The sequence below is a fragment of the Bordetella genomosp. 9 genome (assembly GCF_002119725.1).
GTDB lineage: Bacteria > Pseudomonadota > Gammaproteobacteria > Burkholderiales > Burkholderiaceae_B > Bordetella_C.
The window spans coordinates 4,522,254-4,539,583 of sequence record NZ_CP021109.1 but is presented as its reverse complement, the minus strand read 5'-3'; the positions used below and the strand labels follow the sequence as shown (position 1 = coordinate 4,539,583).

Genomic DNA, 17,330 nt, shown 5'->3' with positions numbered 1-17,330 from the left:
GCCCGGGGACAGCGCAGTTTGCCGTCCCCGGGCTTTTGCGTTTCCAGGAAACCCTAGTTGATCGTAGGGTTCAGCGGGGTTTCCTGGAGTCGTATCAGCATCGTACCAACGTCTGTTTGCGTCGTCGCAACGCCGTATCAGCGTCGTATCACCCCGGGCCGTGGTTGACGGCCCATGCAACCTCGAGTCGGAGTGCTCATGCCTTACTCGTACACCGAAAAAAAGCGCATCCGCAAAAGCTTCGCCAAGCGCGAGGACGTCCAGAGCGTCCCCTTCCTGCTTGCGACGCAGCTTCAATCCTACCTAACTTTTCTGCAGGCGGATACGCCTCCGTCGCAGCGAGCCAACGATGGCCTTCAGGCGGCTTTCACGTCCATCTTCCCCATCGTCAGTCACAACGGAATGGCGCGTCTTGAGTTCGTCAGCTATGTGCTGGGCGAACCGGTGTTCGATGTCAAGGAATGTCAGCAGCGCGGCCTGACCTACGCGTCGCCCCTGCGCGCCAAGGTCCGCCTGGTCCTGCTCGATCGCGAAGTCAGCAAGCCGACCGTCAAGGAAGTCAAGGAGCAGGAAGTCTACATGGGCGAGATTCCGCTCATGACGGGCACCGGCTCCTTCGTCATCAACGGCACCGAGCGCGTCATCGTGTCGCAGCTGCACCGTTCGCCGGGCGTGTTCTTCGAGCACGACCGCGGCAAGACGCACAGCTCCGGCAAGCTGTTGTTCTCCGCGCGCGTCATCCCCTACCGCGGCTCGTGGCTGGACTTCGAATTCGACCCGAAGGACATCCTGTTCTTCCGCGTCGACCGCCGCCGCAAGATGCCCGTGACGATCCTGCTGAAGGCCATCGGCATGACGCCGGAGTCCATCCTGGCCGAGTTCTTCGACTTCGATCGTTTCGATCTGAAGAGCGAAGGCGCGATGATGGAATTCATCCCCGAGCGCTGGAAGGGCGAAATGGCGCGCTTCGACATCACCGACCGTTCCGGCAAGGTGATCGTCGAGAAGGACAAGCGCATCAACGCCAAGCATCTGCGCGACCTGGCTGCGGGCGGCATCGAGCGCATCTCGGTGCCCGAGGAGTTCCTGTACGGCCGTGTGCTGGCCAAGAACATCGTCGACCCCGACACCGGTGAAGTCGTCGCGCATGCGAACGACGAGATCACGGAAAGCGTGCTGAGCGCGCTGCGCGCTGCCAACATCACCGAGTTCCAGACGCTGTACACCAACGACCTGGATCGCGGTCCCTACATCTCGCAAACGCTGCGCACGGACGAAACCGCCGACCAGATGGCCGCGCGCGTGGCCATCTACCGCATGATGCGTCCCGGCGAACCGCCCACCGAGGAAGCGGTCGAGGCCCTGTTCCAGCGCCTGTTCTACAGCGAGGAAACCTACGACCTGTCGCGCGTGGGCCGCATGAAGGTCAACAGCCGTCTGGGCCGTGGCGACGACATCACCGGCCCGATGACGCTGACCAACGAGGACATCCTCGACACCATCAAGGTGCTGGTCGAGCTGCGCAACGGCCGCGGCCAGATCGACGATATCGATCACCTGGGCAACCGCCGTGTGCGCTGCGTCGGCGAACTGGCCGAGAACCAGTTCCGCGCCGGCCTGGTGCGCGTCGAGCGCGCCGTGAAGGAGCGCCTGGGCCAGGCCGAAACCGAAAACCTGATGCCGCACGACCTGATCAACTCCAAGCCGATTTCCGCGGCGATCAAGGAGTTCTTCGGTTCGAGCCAGCTGTCGCAGTTCATGGACCAGACCAACCCGCTGTCGGAGATCACGCACAAGCGTCGCGTCTCCGCCCTGGGTCCTGGCGGTCTGACGCGCGAGCGTGCCGGCTTCGAAGTGCGTGACGTGCATCCCACGCACTACGGCCGCGTGTGCCCGATCGAAACGCCGGAAGGTCCGAACATCGGCCTGATCAACTCCATGGCGCTGTACGCCCGCCTGAACGAGTACGGCTTCCTGGAAACGCCGTACCGCAAGGTCATCGACGGCAAGGTCAGCGACCAGATCGACTACCTGTCGGCCATCGAGGAAAGCCACTACGTCATCGCGCAGGCGAACGCCGCGCTCGATGAGGAAGGGCGCTTCATCGACGACCTGGTGGCTTGCCGTGAAGCCGGCGAAACCATGCTGACCGCTCCGGCGAACGTGCATTACATGGACGTCGCGCCGTCGCAAATCGTCTCGGTGGCCGCGTCGCTGATTCCCTTCCTGGAACACGACGACGCCAACCGTGCCTTGATGGGCGCCAACATGCAGCGTCAGGCAGTCCCCTGCCTGCGTCCCGAGAAGCCCCTGGTCGGCACGGGCATCGAGCGCACCGTGGCGGTCGACTCCGGCACCACCGTGCAGGCCCTGCGCGGCGGCGTGGTCGACCACGTGGATGCGGACCGTATCGTGATCCGGGTGAACGACGATGAAAACGTCGCCGGCGAAGTCGGCGTCGACATCTACAACCTGATCAAGTACACGCGTTCCAACCAGAACACGAACATCAACCAGCGTCCCATCGTGAGCCGCGGCGACAAGGTCGCCAAGGGCGATGTGCTGGCCGACGGCGCGTCGACGGACCTGGGCGAACTCGCCCTGGGCCAGAACATGCTGATCGCGTTCATGCCCTGGAACGGCTACAACTTCGAAGACTCGATCCTGATCTCCGAAAAGGTTGTTGCCGATGACCGCTACACCTCGATCCATATCGAGGAACTGACGGTCGTTGCCCGCGACACCAAGCTGGGACCCGAGGAAATCACGCGCGACATCAGCAACCTGGCCGAGACGCAACTGAACCGCCTCGACGATTCCGGCATTACCTACATCGGCGCGGAAGTCGGTCCCGACGACGTGCTGGTCGGCAAGGTCACGCCCAAGGGCGAAACCCAGCTGACTCCGGAAGAAAAGCTGCTGCGCGCGATCTTCGGCGAAAAGGCGTCCGACGTGAAGGACACCTCGCTGCGCGTGCCGTCCGGCATGACCGGCACCGTGATCGACGTGCAGGTCTTCACGCGTGAAGGCATCGTGCGCGACAAGCGCGCCCAGTCCATCATCGACGATGAACTGCGCCGCTATCGCCAGGACCTGAACGACCAGCTGCGCATCGTCGAGAACGACCAGTTCGATCGTATCGAGAAGATGCTGATCGGCAAGACCGTCAACGGCGGTCCGCGCAAGCTCGCCAAGGGCGCGACCATTACCAAGGCCTACCTGTCCGATCTGGACCGCTGGCAGTGGTTCGACATCCGCCTGGCCGACGAGCAGCATGCCCTGGTTCTGGAGCAGGCCAAGGAATCGCTGGAGCAGAAGCGCCACCAGTTCGACCTGGCTTTCGAGGAAAAGCGCAAGAAGCTGACGCAGGGCGACGAGCTGCCGCCGGGCGTGCTGAAGATGATCAAGGTGTACCTGGCCGTCAAGCGCCGTCTGCAGCCTGGCGACAAGATGGCCGGCCGTCACGGCAACAAGGGCGTGGTCTCGCGCATCACGCCCGTCGAAGACATGCCGCACATGGCCGACGGTACGCCGGTCGACATCGTGCTGAACCCGCTGGGCGTGCCGTCGCGGATGAACGTCGGCCAGGTGCTGGAAGTGCATCTGGGCTGGGCCGCCAAGGGCGTGGGCCAGCGCATCGCCGACATGCTTCGCGACGAGCGCACGGCGCAGGCCAAGTCGCTGCGCGCCTACCTGGAGAAGGTCTACAACACGACCGGCACCGGCGCGCGCATCGACGAGCTGACGGACGACGAAGTCATCGAAATGGCGCGAAACCTGAAGGAAGGGGTGCCTTTCGCGACGCCGGTGTTCGACGGCGCCACCGAAGAGGAAATCGGCAAGATGCTGGAGCTGGCCTATCCCGACGAGGTGGCCAAGCGGATGCAGCTGACCGAATCGCGCACCCAGGCGTGGCTGTACGACGGCCGTACGGGCGAGAAATTCGAGCGTCCGGTCACCGTGGGCTACATGCACTATCTGAAACTGCATCACCTTGTCGATGACAAGATGCATGCGCGTTCGACCGGTCCGTACTCGCTCGTGACCCAGCAGCCGCTGGGGGGCAAGGCGCAGTTCGGCGGCCAGCGTTTCGGGGAAATGGAAGTGTGGGCGCTCGAGGCCTACGGCGCTTCCTACACCCTGCAGGAAATGCTGACGGTGAAGTCCGACGACATCACCGGCCGGACCAAGGTTTACGAGAACATCGTCAAGGGCGACCACGTCATCGATGCCGGCATGCCGGAATCCTTCAACGTGCTGGTCAAGGAAATCCGCTCGTTGGCCCTGGACATGGATTTGGAGCGTAACTAATGAAAGCGCTACTCGACCTTTTCAAGCAAGTCTCGCAAGACGAGCAGTTCGATGCCATCCGCATCGGGATCGCCTCGCCCGAGAAAATCCGTTCGTGGTCTTACGGCGAAGTCCGCAAGCCTGAAACCATCAACTACCGCACGTTCAAGCCCGAGCGCGACGGCCTGTTCTGCTCGAAGATCTTCGGGCCGATCAAGGACTACGAGTGCCTGTGCGGCAAGTACAAGCGCCTGAAGCACCGCGGCGTCATCTGCGAGAAGTGCGGCGTCGAAGTAACCGTGGCGAAGGTTCGCCGCGAACGCATGGGCCATATCGAACTGGCCAGCCCCGTCGCGCACATCTGGTTCCTGAAGAGCCTGCCGTCGCGTCTGGGCATGGTCCTGGACATGACGCTGCGCGACATCGAGCGCGTGCTGTACTTCGAAGCATGGTGCGTGATCGAGCCCGGCATGACGCCGCTCAAGCGCGGCCAGATCATGTCGGATGACGACTTCCTGGCGAAGACCGAGGAATACGGCGATGATTTCCGTGCCCTGATGGGCGCGGAAGCCGTGCGCGAGCTGCTGCGCACCATCGATATCGACCGCGAAGTCGAAACGCTGCGCGGCGAGCTGAAGGCCACCGGTTCGGAAGCGAAGATCAAGAAGATCTCCAAGCGCCTGAAAGTGCTGGAAGGCTTCCAGAAATCCGGCATCAAGCCGGAATGGATGGTCATGGAAGTGCTGCCCGTGCTGCCGCCGGACCTGCGTCCGCTGGTGCCGCTGGACGGCGGCCGCTTCGCGACCTCCGATCTGAACGATCTGTACCGCCGCGTCATCAACCGGAACAACCGCCTGAAGCGCCTGCTGGAACTGAAGGCTCCGGAAATCATTCTGCGCAACGAAAAGCGCATGCTGCAGGAAGCCGTCGACTCGCTGCTCGACAACGGCCGCCGCGGCAAGGCCATGACGGGCGCCAACAAGCGCCAGCTCAAGTCCCTGGCCGACATGATCAAGGGCAAGAGCGGCCGCTTCCGTCAGAACCTGCTGGGCAAGCGTGTCGACTACTCCGGCCGTTCGGTCATCGTGGTGGGCCCGCAGCTCAAGCTGCACCAGTGCGGTCTGCCCAAGCTGATGGCGCTGGAACTCTTCAAGCCCTTCATCTTCAATCGACTGGAGATGATGGGCCTGGCCACGACCATCAAGGCCGCGAAGAAGCTCGTCGAAAGCCAGGAACCGGTGGTATGGGACATCCTGGAAGAGGTGATCCGCGAACATCCGGTGATGCTGAACCGCGCGCCGACGCTGCACCGCCTGGGCATCCAGGCCTTCGAACCGGTGCTGATCGAAGGCAAGGCGATCCAACTGCATCCGCTCGTCTGCGCGGCCTTCAACGCCGACTTCGACGGCGACCAGATGGCCGTGCACGTGCCGCTGTCGCTGGAAGCGCAGCTGGAAGCGCGTACGCTCATGCTGGCGTCGAACAACGTCCTGTTCCCCGCGAACGGCGAACCTTCGATCGTGCCGTCCCAGGACATCGTGCTGGGTCTGTACTACACCACGCGCGAACGCATCAACGGCAAGGGCGAAGGCATTTTCTTCACCGACGTGGCCGAAGTGCAGCGCGCCTACGATAACGGCGAAGTCGAGCTGCAAAGCCGCATCACCGTCCGTCTGAAGGAATACGAGAAGGACGAACAGGGCGAATGGCAGCCCGTGGTGCGCCGCTACGAGACCACGGTCGGCCGTGCGCTGCTGTCGGAAATCCTTCCCAAGGGCCTGCCCTTCTCGGTGCTGAACAAGGCGCTGAAGAAGAAAGAGATTTCGCGCCTGATCAACCAGTCCTTCCGTCGTTGCGGCCTGCGCGACACGGTGATCTTCGCCGACAAGCTGATGCAGTCGGGCTTCCGCCTGGCCACGCGCGGCGGCATTTCGATCGCCATGAACGACATGCTGATCCCCTCGGCCAAGGAAAGCATCCTGGCCGAAGCGAGCCGCGAGGTCAAAGAGATCGACAAGCAGTACTCGTCGGGTCTGGTCACGTCCCAGGAACGCTACAACAACGTGGTCGATATCTGGGGCAAGGCTGGCGACAAGGTCGGCAAGGCGATGATGGAGCAGCTGGCCACGGAACCCGTGATCAACCGTCATGGCGAGGAAGTGCGCCAGGAGTCCTTCAACTCCATCTACATGATGGCGGACTCGGGCGCGCGCGGTTCGGCCGCCCAGATCCGTCAGCTGGCCGGTATGCGGGGCCTGATGGCCAAGCCGGACGGCTCGATCATCGAAACGCCGATTACCGCGAACTTCCGCGAAGGTCTGAACGTTCTGCAGTACTTCATCTCGACGCACGGCGCCCGTAAGGGTCTGGCCGACACCGCGCTGAAGACGGCGAACTCGGGCTACCTGACGCGCCGTCTGGTGGACGTGACGCAAGACCTGGTCATCATCGAGGACGACTGCGGCACGTCGCAGGGCTATTCGATGAAGGCCCTGGTGGAAGGCGGCGAGGTCATCGAGCCGCTGCGCGACCGCATCCTGGGCCGCGTCGCCGCCGTGGACATCGTCAACCCCGACACGCAGGAAACGGCCATCGAAGCCGGTACGCTGCTGGACGAGGATGCGGTGGACCTGATCGACCGCATCGGCGTGGACGAAGTCAAGGTCCGCACGCCGCTGACCTGCGAAACGCGTCATGGCCTGTGCGCGCACTGCTACGGGCGCGACCTGGGCCGCGGCTACATGGTCAACGTCGGCGAAGCTGTGGGCGTGATCGCGGCGCAGTCCATCGGCGAACCGGGCACGCAGCTGACCATGCGTACGTTCCACATCGGTGGCGCGGCGTCCCGTTCGGCGCTGGCCAGCGCCGTGGAGACCAAGTCCAACGGTACGGTGGCCTTCGCCAGCACGATGCGCTACGTCACCAACGCCAAGGGCGAGCGCGTGGCGATCTCCCGTTCGGGCGAAATCGTCATCCATGACGACAACGGCCGCGAACGCGAGCGCCACAAGATCCCGTACGGCGCGACCGTGCTGGTCGGCGACGGCGAGGCCGTCAAGGCCGGCGCGCGCCTGGCGACCTGGGACCCGCTTACCCGTCCGATCGTTTCCGAGTACGCCGGTCAGGTGCGCTTCGAGAACATCGAGGAAGGCGTCACCGTCGCCAAGCAGGTGGACGAAGTCACCGGTCTGTCGACCCTGGTCGTCATCACGCCCAAAACGCGCAGCGGCAAGATCGTCATGCGTCCGCAGATCAAGCTGGTCAACGAGTCCGGCGAAGAGGTCAAGATCGCCGGTACCGACCACTCGGTGAACATCTCGTTCCCGGTGGGCGCGCTGATCACGGTGCGTGACGGGCAGCAGGTTGCCGTGGGTGAAGTCCTGGCGCGTATTCCGCAGGAATCGCAGAAGACCCGCGACATTACCGGCGGTCTGCCTCGCGTGGCCGAGCTGTTCGAAGCCCGGTCGCCCAAGGATGCCGGCATGTTGGCCGACGTCACGGGCACGGTTTCGTTCGGCAAGGACACCAAGGGCAAGCAGCGCCTGGTCATTACCGACCTGGAAGGCGTCAGCCACGAGTTCCTGATTCCGAAGGAAAAGCAGGTGCTGGTGCACGACGGCCAGGTGGTGAACAAGGGCGAAATGATCGTGGACGGTCCGGCCGACCCGCACGACATCCTGCGCCTGCAGGGTATCGAGAAGCTGGCGACCTACATCGTCGACGAAGTCCAGGACGTCTACCGTCTGCAAGGCGTGAAGATCAACGACAAGCACATCGAGGTGATCGTTCGCCAGATGCTGCGTCGCGTGAATATCGTCGATGCGGGCGATACGGACTTCATCCCTGGCGAACAGGTCGAGCGTTCGGAGCTGTTGAACGAGAACGATCGCGTGATCGCCGCCGGCAAGCGCCCCGCCACCTACGAAAACGTGCTGCTGGGCATCACGAAGGCCTCGCTGTCGACCGACTCCTTCATCTCGGCCGCTTCGTTCCAGGAAACCACGCGTGTCCTGACCGAAGCCGCCATCATGGGCAAGCGCGACGAGCTGCGCGGCCTGAAGGAAAACGTCATCGTGGGCCGTCTGATCCCGGCCGGTACCGGTCTCGCTTACCACCTTGCCCGCAAGGACAAGGAAGCCCTGGAGGCGGCGGAACGCGAAGCCGCGCGCCAGCTGGCGAATCCCTTCGAGGAACCGCCGGTTACCGTGGGTTCGGACAACGAAGGCGAGCACGCACCGGAAAGCAATCCGGAGCAGCCGGGCGAATAAGCCCGACGGGGGCGGGAGAACGGCGCTTGCCGTTTGCCCCGCCGCCCGCTCCGTCTGGTTATGCCGGACGGCGCGGGCGACCGCAAGCCGTAAAGACAACCCCAAGCCGTAAAGACAACCCCAAGCATGGACGCCTGTCCATCCGCTTGGGGTTTTTTTATGGGCTGCCGCAGCTACGGCAGGTCGTGACCCGGGACATGTGCCGGCGCAAGCGTCGCGCCGTTATCCACGGTTGCGCACGTGCCGAAGCGCGCCGCGCAGCGGGCGCAGGTCCGGTCCGATCCGACTGACGTACGTAACGGACAGCGGTCCGCGTTTCGCAGACGAGATGAGGTTCGCGCTGACGGATACCTCCACGTCGCCATCGTTGCGCGGGGTGACGTCGATGGACATCCGGGTCAGCGCGTCGCGTGACGGGGCCGCAACATGCAGCGCGCCTGGGATATCGGCCTGCGCTGCCTGGCTACCGAGTTCCGCCTGCAGGCGAGCGACGACACGCGCCAATATCGGCGCGGCCTGAAGGCCGACGCGTTCAATCGTCCTCGAGATGGACGGTCGGACCGCCCGCGACGCGCCTTCTGGCGCCACGGTCTTGCGCGCCTGGGCGATGGCGGCCAGCAGTTCTCTGCGGCGAGCGGCGGGCAAGGCCGGCAGATGATCCGCGAAGGTTTGCAGCGACCCGGCGTCCAGTGCCGCCAGATACCGCATCGGATCGATGTCGCCCTCGGTCAGCGCCCTCGCGAGCAGGGCCATTGCGATGCCGTAATCGTACGTGGCCATCGGCGTGCCTGCGCCACGCATGGCCGTCACACCTTCGGTCAGGATACGAAGGACGCCATCCAATACCTTGGCTGGCGGCTGGCGTGTTGCCTCCCCTTGCTTGAAGGCGACCTGCGCGCGAGCGACCAGGCGCGACCGCAGGCAGTCCTCCAGGGTGTCCTTGACCAGCCTGGCGCAGTCCCCCGCGCCGCCGTCGGGTGCGGAAATCGCCACGCGCACCGGCCGCTGCGCAGGTGCACAGCGCAAGCGCAACGAAGGCGACGCCAGCGCACGCAATGCCTGCATCAGCGCTTCATTGCCTTGGCTTCCCGCAAGGTCGTTCAGCAAGCGCATCGGGGGCTCTCCGCGCCGTTCCCGATGGCTCAATGCCGTCGCGAGGCGCCGCAACGCCGCGTCCAGTTCCGCGCGTTGCGGCATATCGCGCTGGAGTACGCGCATGACGCCCGCGAAGGGACGCTGGCGTGCGGCGATCTCGTCCTTGACCGCGCGGTGATAGTGCGCCAGGAGAAGATCGCCGTGCTGGGCCGGATGGGGCCGCCAGGCCGGCGCCACGCTGGCGCCAAGGCGGTCGCGCAACAGCAGGAGCTCGGTGAACGTGAAGCGCTCCAGGCAGGGCAGATAGACGTCGTGCAGATCCGGATGGTTGGCGGCAATCCGCCCGCCCGCCGCTGCATACGCGCGTTCGAAGGCGATGGTTTCGCTCAATGCATGCGCAACCCGTACGCTGCCGCCAGACGCGCCCCTCCATGGCGTCTCGTGATTCAGCAGTGCGCGGAACAGCTGCTCACAGGCGCGGTCCAGATTGTCGCGGGCCAGCCGCAGGGCGCGGTCCGCGCGCGGCTGCGATCCATGCATGGCGGCGCGCAGCAGCTGGCGGACGCCGTTCAGCATGCGCTGGGGGCGCCAGCTGGGCGGTCTAAGCGCCGAGCGCTGCGCGCGTTCCTGCGCCGCGGTGAATGGTTTTCCCGCCAGCTCGCCCATCGGGACGGAAGGCGTCCGCGCCAGGGCGCTGTTGCCTTGTATTGGCGAAGGGGCTTGGGTCATGGTCGGATGTCGCGCTGGGTCAGCGCGGCGCCAATGGGTCGCGTCCGGGCCGACGTCCGGCGCGCAGGTTGGCGGGCGCTGGAATGGATCCCGTTCGTCGCGTGGGAGGCGCCCCCACGCGCGGTGCCCGGATTCGGGGATAGCGTGCACAGTCTATCGAGACGGACCCGGCTGATATGTCGGCGCAACGCGCCGTCGCCGGGTTCCCGCGCGAGTTTTCACGTCGGAATATTCGGCGGCGAGGTGGGTCCGATGGGTTGCGGGGCAGAGGGCCCGCCCGCGCGCTGTGTCACAGATCGGTGGTACGCGGAATCACGACTGCCTGGCCGTGCAGGGCGCCCCGCGCGTCGCGCAACTCCCACAAGGTGGCCTGTTCGATAAGAAACCGTTTACCGGTCTTGGTAATGCGGACGCCGCGATAGCCGCTTTCGAAACCGTGCTGGCGCACCCGTTCCAGAAACCGTTCCCGCTCTTCCCGATTCGGCGCTTCCGCCGATAGCCGCGAGGGCAGTCGAGTCAGTTCATCCCAGCGGTATTCGAAGCGGCGCTGCGCCGCCTTGTTGCCGTAGATGAAGCATGGGTCGGGGTCGGCGTTATGCGCCAATACGGCAAAGTCGGCTTCCTCATACAACCACCGGGCGCCCGCTTGCGGCGGCATCGGCCTCGGCAGCAGGGGTGTTCCCAACCACCGTTCGTAGCTGTCGGCCATGAGCTGGAAAAACGCCGGATCTTCATACAAGGGTGTGGCCAAAGGCTTGCTTCCTTCGTCGATTCAACAAGTCCCTTGTCCGTCGTCGTGCCGCGGTCAACCGCCCTGCGCAGCCTTCACCCGCCGGAAAGCCGGTCCCCACAAGGGATGCCCGATTTCGGCCGGCGCAAGTTCGAACTTGGGGTCGAGTTGAAGAATGCGGGCGAAATCGTCTTCGCACAATACGCGGTAGCCGCTTACGCAGTAGCTGAATGCCTGCAATTTCAACGCTTCGATGCGCACGCCGACCGGCGCGCTCGCCAGCACATCGGATGTCGCGACGGTGCGTATGACGTCGCCATAGTCCCCCGCCTGATAGCGCTCGCGCACATGCGCCATGGCATCCAGGGCCGCCTGGCTGGGCGGGGCGGCGGGTTCCGGCGAGCGCGGCGCGGCGCAGCCTGCAAGCGTGGCAATCAGGACAAGCGTGGCAATACGGGCCGATGCGTTCATATCCCGGGGTAAGTGAGTAAGGAATGTGTAAAGGGCGACATATTGTGTCGTGGCAATGTGAAGCCGACAAGCACCGGATCGCCATTCCGCAGCGCTGGCCGCCGGAGGCGTAAAAAATGATAGCGATTGTTAGTGAAACGTCGGCGAAATGCGGGACTTCTAGCATCCCTATCCCGGCCCGCAATTGCGCGCCGGATCCTGGCGTCAGCCACCCCAGCCACCGGCGCGCCAGCGCCAACGCGGAGTTCGAATGGACCGTATCGTCACGGCACACACGCCCCTGCCGCCCCAGGCTTTGTTGTTCCGATCGATGAACGGGTCGGAGGGGCTGTCGCAGTTGTTCGAACTGGAGGTGGAGCTGCTGTCGGAGTCGTACGCGCTCGATATGAAGCAACTGCTCGGCAAGCCGCTGACGCTGGCGATTTCGAGCGGGGCGGACACCCGGCATATGAATGGGCTTATCACACGCTGCACGCTCGTGGGGCGGGAAAGCGGCACGTCCCGCCTGTACATCTACCGGGCGACGGTACGTCCCTGGCTCTGGTACCTGACGCAAACGTCGGACAACAAGATTTTCCAGAACAAAAGCGTGCCCGACATCCTTCGCGAAGTTCTGGCCGATTACCCGTATCCGGTTGAATGGCGTCTGTCCGGGACGTACCGGCGTTGGGAGTACGGCGTCCAATACCAGGAAACCGATTTCAACTTCATCAGCCGGCTGATGGAGCATGAGGGCATCTACTACTGGTTCCGTCACGAGCATGGCAAGCACACGCTGGTGCTGACCGATGACGTCACACAGCACGATCCCTGCCGCGGCTGCGAGTCGCTGCCGTACTACGGGCCGGATCGCGTGACGGTGCCGCGCGAAGCATACGTGAATGCATGGGAACCGGCGGAGCAGATCACACCCAGCGGTTTCGCAACCACGGACTTCGATTTCAGGCGGCCCGGCACCAGCATGGATGCGCGGCGCACGAATCCCGCGCCGTACGACGACGGCAAGCTCGAGATCTACGAGTGGCTGGGCGGCTATACCGATCCCGAAGAGGGCGAGCATTACAGCCGCGTGCGTCTGCAGGCCATGCAATGCCGGCAGGAACTGGTGTCCGGCGCCTGCAACGCGCATGGGATGGCGCCGGGATATCGCTTTCGCCTGCGCAATCATCCGCGCGACAGCGAGAATCGCGATTATCTCGTCATCGCCGCGCACTATCACATACGCGAATCCGGCTATGCCACCGGGGGCGTGCAGACGCAAACCATCGACGTCGGGTTCACCGTCCTGCCGTCCACCGTACAGTTCCGCCCGCCGCGCATCACGCCACAGTCCTATACCCACGGCCCCCAGACCGCGACCGTCGTCGGCAAGGAAGGGCAGCAGATCTGGGTGGACCAGTATGGGCGCATCAAGGTCCAGTTCCATTGGGATCGATACGGACAGCGCAATGAAAACAGTTCATGCTGGGTGCGCGTCTCCAGCCCCTGGGCCAGCGGCGGCTTCGGCGGTATCCAGCTGCCCCGGCGCGGCGACGAAGTGGTGGTCGACTTCATCGGCGGCCATCCCGACCGGCCCATCGTCATTGGCCGCGTTTTCAATGGCGCCAACATGCCGCCGTGGGATCTGCCCGCAAACGCGACGCAAAGCGGGTTCGTCTCACGGACCCAGGACGGAACGCCGCGCACCGCCAACGCATTCATGTTCGAAGACAAACCCGGACAGGAGGAGATATGGCTGCATGCGGAACGCAACATGCGCACCGAAGTGGAAGCCGACGAGCAGCGCAGTGTCGACGGCATCCGTACGACAACCATCGGCGTGGACGACACCACCTTCATCGGCGCGGACCGTACCACCCATGTCGGGGGCGTCGACGTCCTGACGGTTGGACAGACGCGCTCCGTCACCGTGGCGGAGGATGAGACCTACACCGTCAACGGCGCGCGCACGCTGCACGTATCCGGCGGCATGACGACCGAGCGGTACGACCAGGGGCTGACCACGACGATCGCCGCCGACGGCGAAACCCGGACGGTGACCGGGCCCTTCCAGGAGACCCTGCACAATGGCCGCACCGTTACCGTCACGTCGGGCGATGCGATGCACGACGTGCAGGCGGGCACGCTGACCGAGAAAGCGCAGGGCCAGGTCACCATGCAATCTTTGGCGGCCGGCATGGACCTGACGGCCCAGGGCCAGGTGCGAATCACCTCCACCGCTGCCGGCATGGATGCGAAGGCAGCCAGCCAGATCACGGTGGCGTCCGAAAACGCCGGCATCGACATGACGGCGCCGCAGACCATTACCCTCACCAGCGATACCGATGTGGTTCTGAACGGCAAGCAGGTCAAGGATCTGTCCACCAAGAGCTGGCTCAAGGCCACGCCTTTCGGACTGAACCTGACGGTGGCGCAGGCCACGCTGGGAGTCGGCAACGCCACGGTCTGGCGGTCGAATCTTGGCGTGGCCATCTCCAAGGTCGACCTGAACGCCGTCAAGATGGACGTGTTCGCCACGGCAACCAAGATCGGCGGCATCGAATACCGCAACAACGGGCTGGCGGCGGAAAGCGCCGGAGCCAAAAGCCTGCTTGCCGGCCTGGTGACGATACTCTGAAGAAAATCGCCGGAATGGAATTCATGCAGCGTTGGGGATTGCCGCCGTGGGCCGGATGGATGGCGCTTGTTGTGCTGATCATCATGGTCGAAGGCGCCGTGGCGCTGTATCACGTCAAGCGGCGGCACGATCGCACGGTGCGCGAAACCCAAGCCAGCGAGACCATACGCCGGACCGGCGCCAGTGCGTCGGCGCAGGTCCTGCAGGCGACCGACACAGGCGTGCGCCTGGGCGCGGATCGCTTCTTCATCTGGAAGCTGAGACTGGCGGTGCAGCCGGCCGCCTCGGAGGCGCTCGCCGATCGCGGTGTCGCGGCGGATTCTGCCGCCGGCGAACTTCGCCTTCCTTTCGAAACCGAGATAAAGGTGCCGATTTCTCCCGCCCGTTTCGCCGATTTCGCGGAGGGCCGCCAGATCCGGGTCCGGGTGGAGCCGGGCACGCACAGTGTCGTCGTGGATCAGCGTACAGAATGATGGCGGCTGCTTCTTCCCTAACGCGGTTTGCGACGTGGAGCACGGCATGCGTGTGGTAAAGCCGTCGCGCCTGAGCCTGCTTACGCGGCCGTATCGCTGGCGGGGCAGCGACAAGCTGGGCATCGCCATGCTGGCCATGGCTACATTGAAGGACGCTCCCGCACTGACGTCCGAGCAGGACCTGTGGCGTCTGGCGGCGCAGGAGGTCGGCGGCGCGCTTGACCTGGGCGTGCCCAAGCCCTGTGCCGAATTCATCGTCAGCGGCAAAGCATATACGCGGCATCAGCCCGACAAGACCGCCTGCGCCGTAAGGGCTCGCGTCGGCTCTCTCGACAAGTCCCTGCTGGTGTTCGGCGACCGGTATTGGGTGGCCGGCAAGCCCACCGCGCCCGCTCCCTTTGACGCCATGCGCATCGACTGGCGGCGCGCATACGGCGGTCCGGACTGCCCGGACAACTCCCACGGCATCGGCATGCAGCCGGACGAGATCGGCGGCATGCGGGTTACGCCGCTGCCCAATGTCGAGTCGCCGGACCAGCGCATTCGATATTCCGGACAAATCGTGCGCCCGGCCGGTTTCGACGGCATCGCGCCCGATACGCCGGCGCGCTTCGCGCGCATGGGATCGCGATACGACCAGGCCTGGCTGGAGCATGAGTTTCCGGGCTTCGCACCCGACATGGATGCCCGCTACTTCAACGCCGCGCCGTCCGATCAATGGTGGACGGGCAGGCCCGACGTGCCGTCCGGCGTGGATTACGCGTTCTGGAATATGCACCCGGAACGACAAGTATTGTCCGGCCGCTTGCCGGTCTGGCGGGCACGCTGCTTCGCGCTCAGGCATGCCCGGCCCGCCGTCCTGGAAGAAGCGGATATGAGACTGACCACGGCGTGGTTCTTTCCCGATCACGAGCGGGCAATACTCATCTGGCATGGCGTGCTGGATATCGCCGAAAGCGACGGGGCGGACGTCTCGCATTTGGTGCTGGCGATTGAAGATGCAAATGACCATCGCGCCATTGCGCACTACATGGACGTCGCGCGGCGCCGCGCCGACTCGCGCCATGGCGCCGTGCATGCCTTGCGCGACAGCGACCTCGTTTCCGCTTCGCTGTACGTCAACGCGCCAGACAGCGACCTGCCCGACGTGCACGCGCGGCCGCTGGCCCGCAATCTGCAGGCAGGCGCGGCGCGCCGGCGCGCATCGTCGCGCCGCATGCTCGAGGCCGAGGGCCTGAACGCCGACGACTATCTGCCGTTGAACGATGCACTGCCGCGTCGTCCTACCGTTGACGATCTGCCGGCCGCGCTGGAAGAGGCCGAGCAGGCGCGCAGGGAAGGGGAGGCGCTGCTGGAGCGAGGCAGGCAGGCTCTGCTGGACGACAGCGATATGCGCCGGTTCGCGCAGCACACCGGCGTCGATCTCGATGCGATCGCCAGGGTCGACATGCAGGCGCCGCGCGCGGGCCGTATCGACCCGCCGGCCCTGGTGCGGCAATTGCGGGATTTCGACGAGCGTTTCCCTGCGGCAACGTCGGCCGGACCATCGCCCACGGGCTTGCGTGATCGCTTGCAGCCGCAGGTGCTGGCGCTGTACCGTCACGCCGCGCATGCCGGCGCTGCCGCGGCGCCGATGCCGCCGCAGCGCGCCGCGCGCACGCGCCGCCGCGTCCAGGCGATCTACGCGCGCGGCCGCGACTTCAGCGGGCTGCACCTGGCCGGCGCGGACCTGAGCGGCATGGATCTTCGCGGCAGCTGCTTCCGCGGCGCATCGCTGGAAGGCGCAAGGCTGGATGGCGCACGTCTGGACGACTGCGACTTCACGGAGGCCGTACTGGCCCATGCATCCATGGCGGGAGGGTCGCTGGCAAACGCGCGGCTTGCGCATGCCAATGCCGGCATGGCGCACTTCGAGAAGGTCTCGCTGGCGGGCGCAAACCTGACGCGGACATCCCTGGAAGGCGCGCGCTGCGTCGCTTGTGTGTTCTCGGACGCGATCCTGCACGGCACGCGCCTGGGGGAGACGCGCCTGGAGCGCTGCGACTTCAGCGTCGCGAGCATGGAAGAAGCCGTGTTGATGAAAACGCACTTCCTGCATTGCGCCTTCGAGGATGCGATGTTGCATCGCTGCGCCTTCATGGCCTGCACTTTCGAGCACGCAAACCTGCGCCGGGCACATGTCAGGCGTTGCGGCTTCATCGATACCGCATTTCGCGATGGGGCGGACCTGACTGCGGCAAGGATCGAAATGTCTTCCTTTTCGCCCGGCACGGACCTGCAGTCAGCGACGCTGGACGGCGCCACGCTGCACCAGTGCGGCATGCGTGGCGTCCGCATGCAAGGCGCGAGTCTGGTGAATGCCGTTGTTCGCGGCAGCGACTTGTCCGAATGCCTGCTGGCGAATGCGCGTCTGGATGGCATCGAAGCGGCGGAAAGCCTGTTCGTTCGAGCCGACTTCAACGCTGCATCGCTGCGTGGGGCGAATCTCATGCAGGCCGTGATGAGCAGAGCGGACTTCACGGATGCGGATCTGCGTGCCGCCAACCTGTTCCGCGCGGACCTTGGTGAAGCGGTCCTGCCCGCGGCGGCCGGGCTTCGCGGGGCATATACCGCAGGCACCAAAACATGGCCGCGCCGACGTGCGGCGGCGGAATGAC

At 64.9% G+C, this 17,330-nt stretch carries 8 protein-coding genes; 5 read left to right on the top strand and 3 right to left on the bottom strand.

Features of this window, described 5'->3' with window-relative positions; genetic code table 11:
* Nucleotides 1-198: 198 nt before the first annotated feature.
* Both rpoB and rpoC read left to right on the top strand, forming a co-directional pair.
* Nucleotides 199-4,311: a DNA-directed RNA polymerase subunit beta gene (gene rpoB / locus CAL13_RS20850; protein ID WP_086073417.1), complete on the top strand. Its 4,113-nt coding sequence runs from the start codon at nucleotides 199-201 to the stop codon at nucleotides 4,309-4,311.
* Nucleotides 4,311-8,558: a DNA-directed RNA polymerase subunit beta' gene (rpoC, locus tag CAL13_RS20845; RefSeq protein ID WP_086059094.1), complete on the top strand. Its 4,248-nt coding sequence runs from the start codon at nucleotides 4,311-4,313 to the stop codon at nucleotides 8,556-8,558. The genes rpoB and rpoC overlap by 1 nt, the downstream gene beginning before the upstream one ends.
* A 222-nt stretch (nucleotides 8,559-8,780) precedes the next feature.
* On the opposite strand, the gene CAL13_RS20840 is transcribed toward rpoC, so the two are convergent.
* The 3 genes from CAL13_RS20840 to CAL13_RS20830 form a co-directional block, all read right to left on the bottom strand.
* Nucleotides 8,781-10,382, bottom strand: coding sequence for a hypothetical protein (locus CAL13_RS20840; RefSeq protein WP_157664910.1), 1,602 nt, complete (start codon nucleotides 10,380-10,382; stop codon nucleotides 8,781-8,783).
* 289 nt (nucleotides 10,383-10,671) lie between these two features.
* Entirely contained in the window at nucleotides 10,672-11,091 is a 420-nt protein-coding gene (locus CAL13_RS20835) for an MEKHLA domain-containing protein (RefSeq protein WP_086059648.1), read from the bottom strand.
* A 96-nt stretch (nucleotides 11,092-11,187) separates the two neighbouring features.
* The gene (locus tag CAL13_RS20830; protein ID WP_086073415.1) at nucleotides 11,188-11,583 is read right to left on the bottom strand and encodes a TssQ family T6SS-associated lipoprotein; all 396 of its coding nucleotides are present in this window, start codon (nucleotides 11,581-11,583) and stop codon (nucleotides 11,188-11,190) included.
* A gap of 250 nt (nucleotides 11,584-11,833) precedes the next feature.
* On the opposite strand from CAL13_RS20830, the gene CAL13_RS20825 reads away from it, so the two are divergent.
* The 3 genes from CAL13_RS20825 to CAL13_RS20815 are packed head-to-tail and all read left to right on the top strand — an operon-like array spanning nucleotide 11,834 to nucleotide 17,329.
* The gene (locus CAL13_RS20825) at nucleotides 11,834-14,200 is read left to right on the top strand and encodes a type VI secretion system Vgr family protein (RefSeq protein WP_086073414.1); all 2,367 of its coding nucleotides are present in this window, start codon (nucleotides 11,834-11,836) and stop codon (nucleotides 14,198-14,200) included.
* 14 nt (nucleotides 14,201-14,214) lie between these two features.
* Entirely contained in the window at nucleotides 14,215-14,673 is a 459-nt protein-coding gene (locus CAL13_RS20820) for a hypothetical protein (protein ID WP_086073413.1), read from the top strand.
* 46 nt (nucleotides 14,674-14,719) lie between these two features.
* Nucleotides 14,720-17,329 carry a DUF2169 family type VI secretion system accessory protein gene (locus CAL13_RS20815; RefSeq protein WP_086073412.1) on the top strand — a complete coding sequence of 870 codons (2,610 nt, stop codon included), beginning with the start codon at nucleotides 14,720-14,722 and terminating at the stop codon, nucleotides 17,327-17,329.
* The last annotated feature ends 1 nt before the right edge of the window (nucleotide 17,330 follow it).

Coding starts and splice junctions, on each gene's coding strand:
- rpoB (WP_086073417.1), top strand. CDS start 199: ATGCCTTACTCGTACACCGAAAAAAAGCGCATCCGCAAAAGCTTCGCC.
- rpoC (WP_086059094.1), top strand. CDS start 4,311: ATGAAAGCGCTACTCGACCTTTTCAAGCAAGTCTCGCAAGACGAGCAG.
- CAL13_RS20840 (WP_157664910.1), bottom strand. CDS start 10,382: ATGACCCAAGCCCCTTCGCCAATACAAGGCAACAGCGCCCTGGCGCGG.
- CAL13_RS20835 (WP_086059648.1), bottom strand. CDS start 11,091: ATGGCCGACAGCTACGAACGGTGGTTGGGAACACCCCTGCTGCCGAGG.
- CAL13_RS20830 (WP_086073415.1), bottom strand. CDS start 11,583: ATGAACGCATCGGCCCGTATTGCCACGCTTGTCCTGATTGCCACGCTT.
- CAL13_RS20825 (WP_086073414.1), top strand. CDS start 11,834: ATGGACCGTATCGTCACGGCACACACGCCCCTGCCGCCCCAGGCTTTG.
- CAL13_RS20820 (WP_086073413.1), top strand. CDS start 14,215: ATGGAATTCATGCAGCGTTGGGGATTGCCGCCGTGGGCCGGATGGATG.
- CAL13_RS20815 (WP_086073412.1), top strand. CDS start 14,720: ATGCGTGTGGTAAAGCCGTCGCGCCTGAGCCTGCTTACGCGGCCGTAT.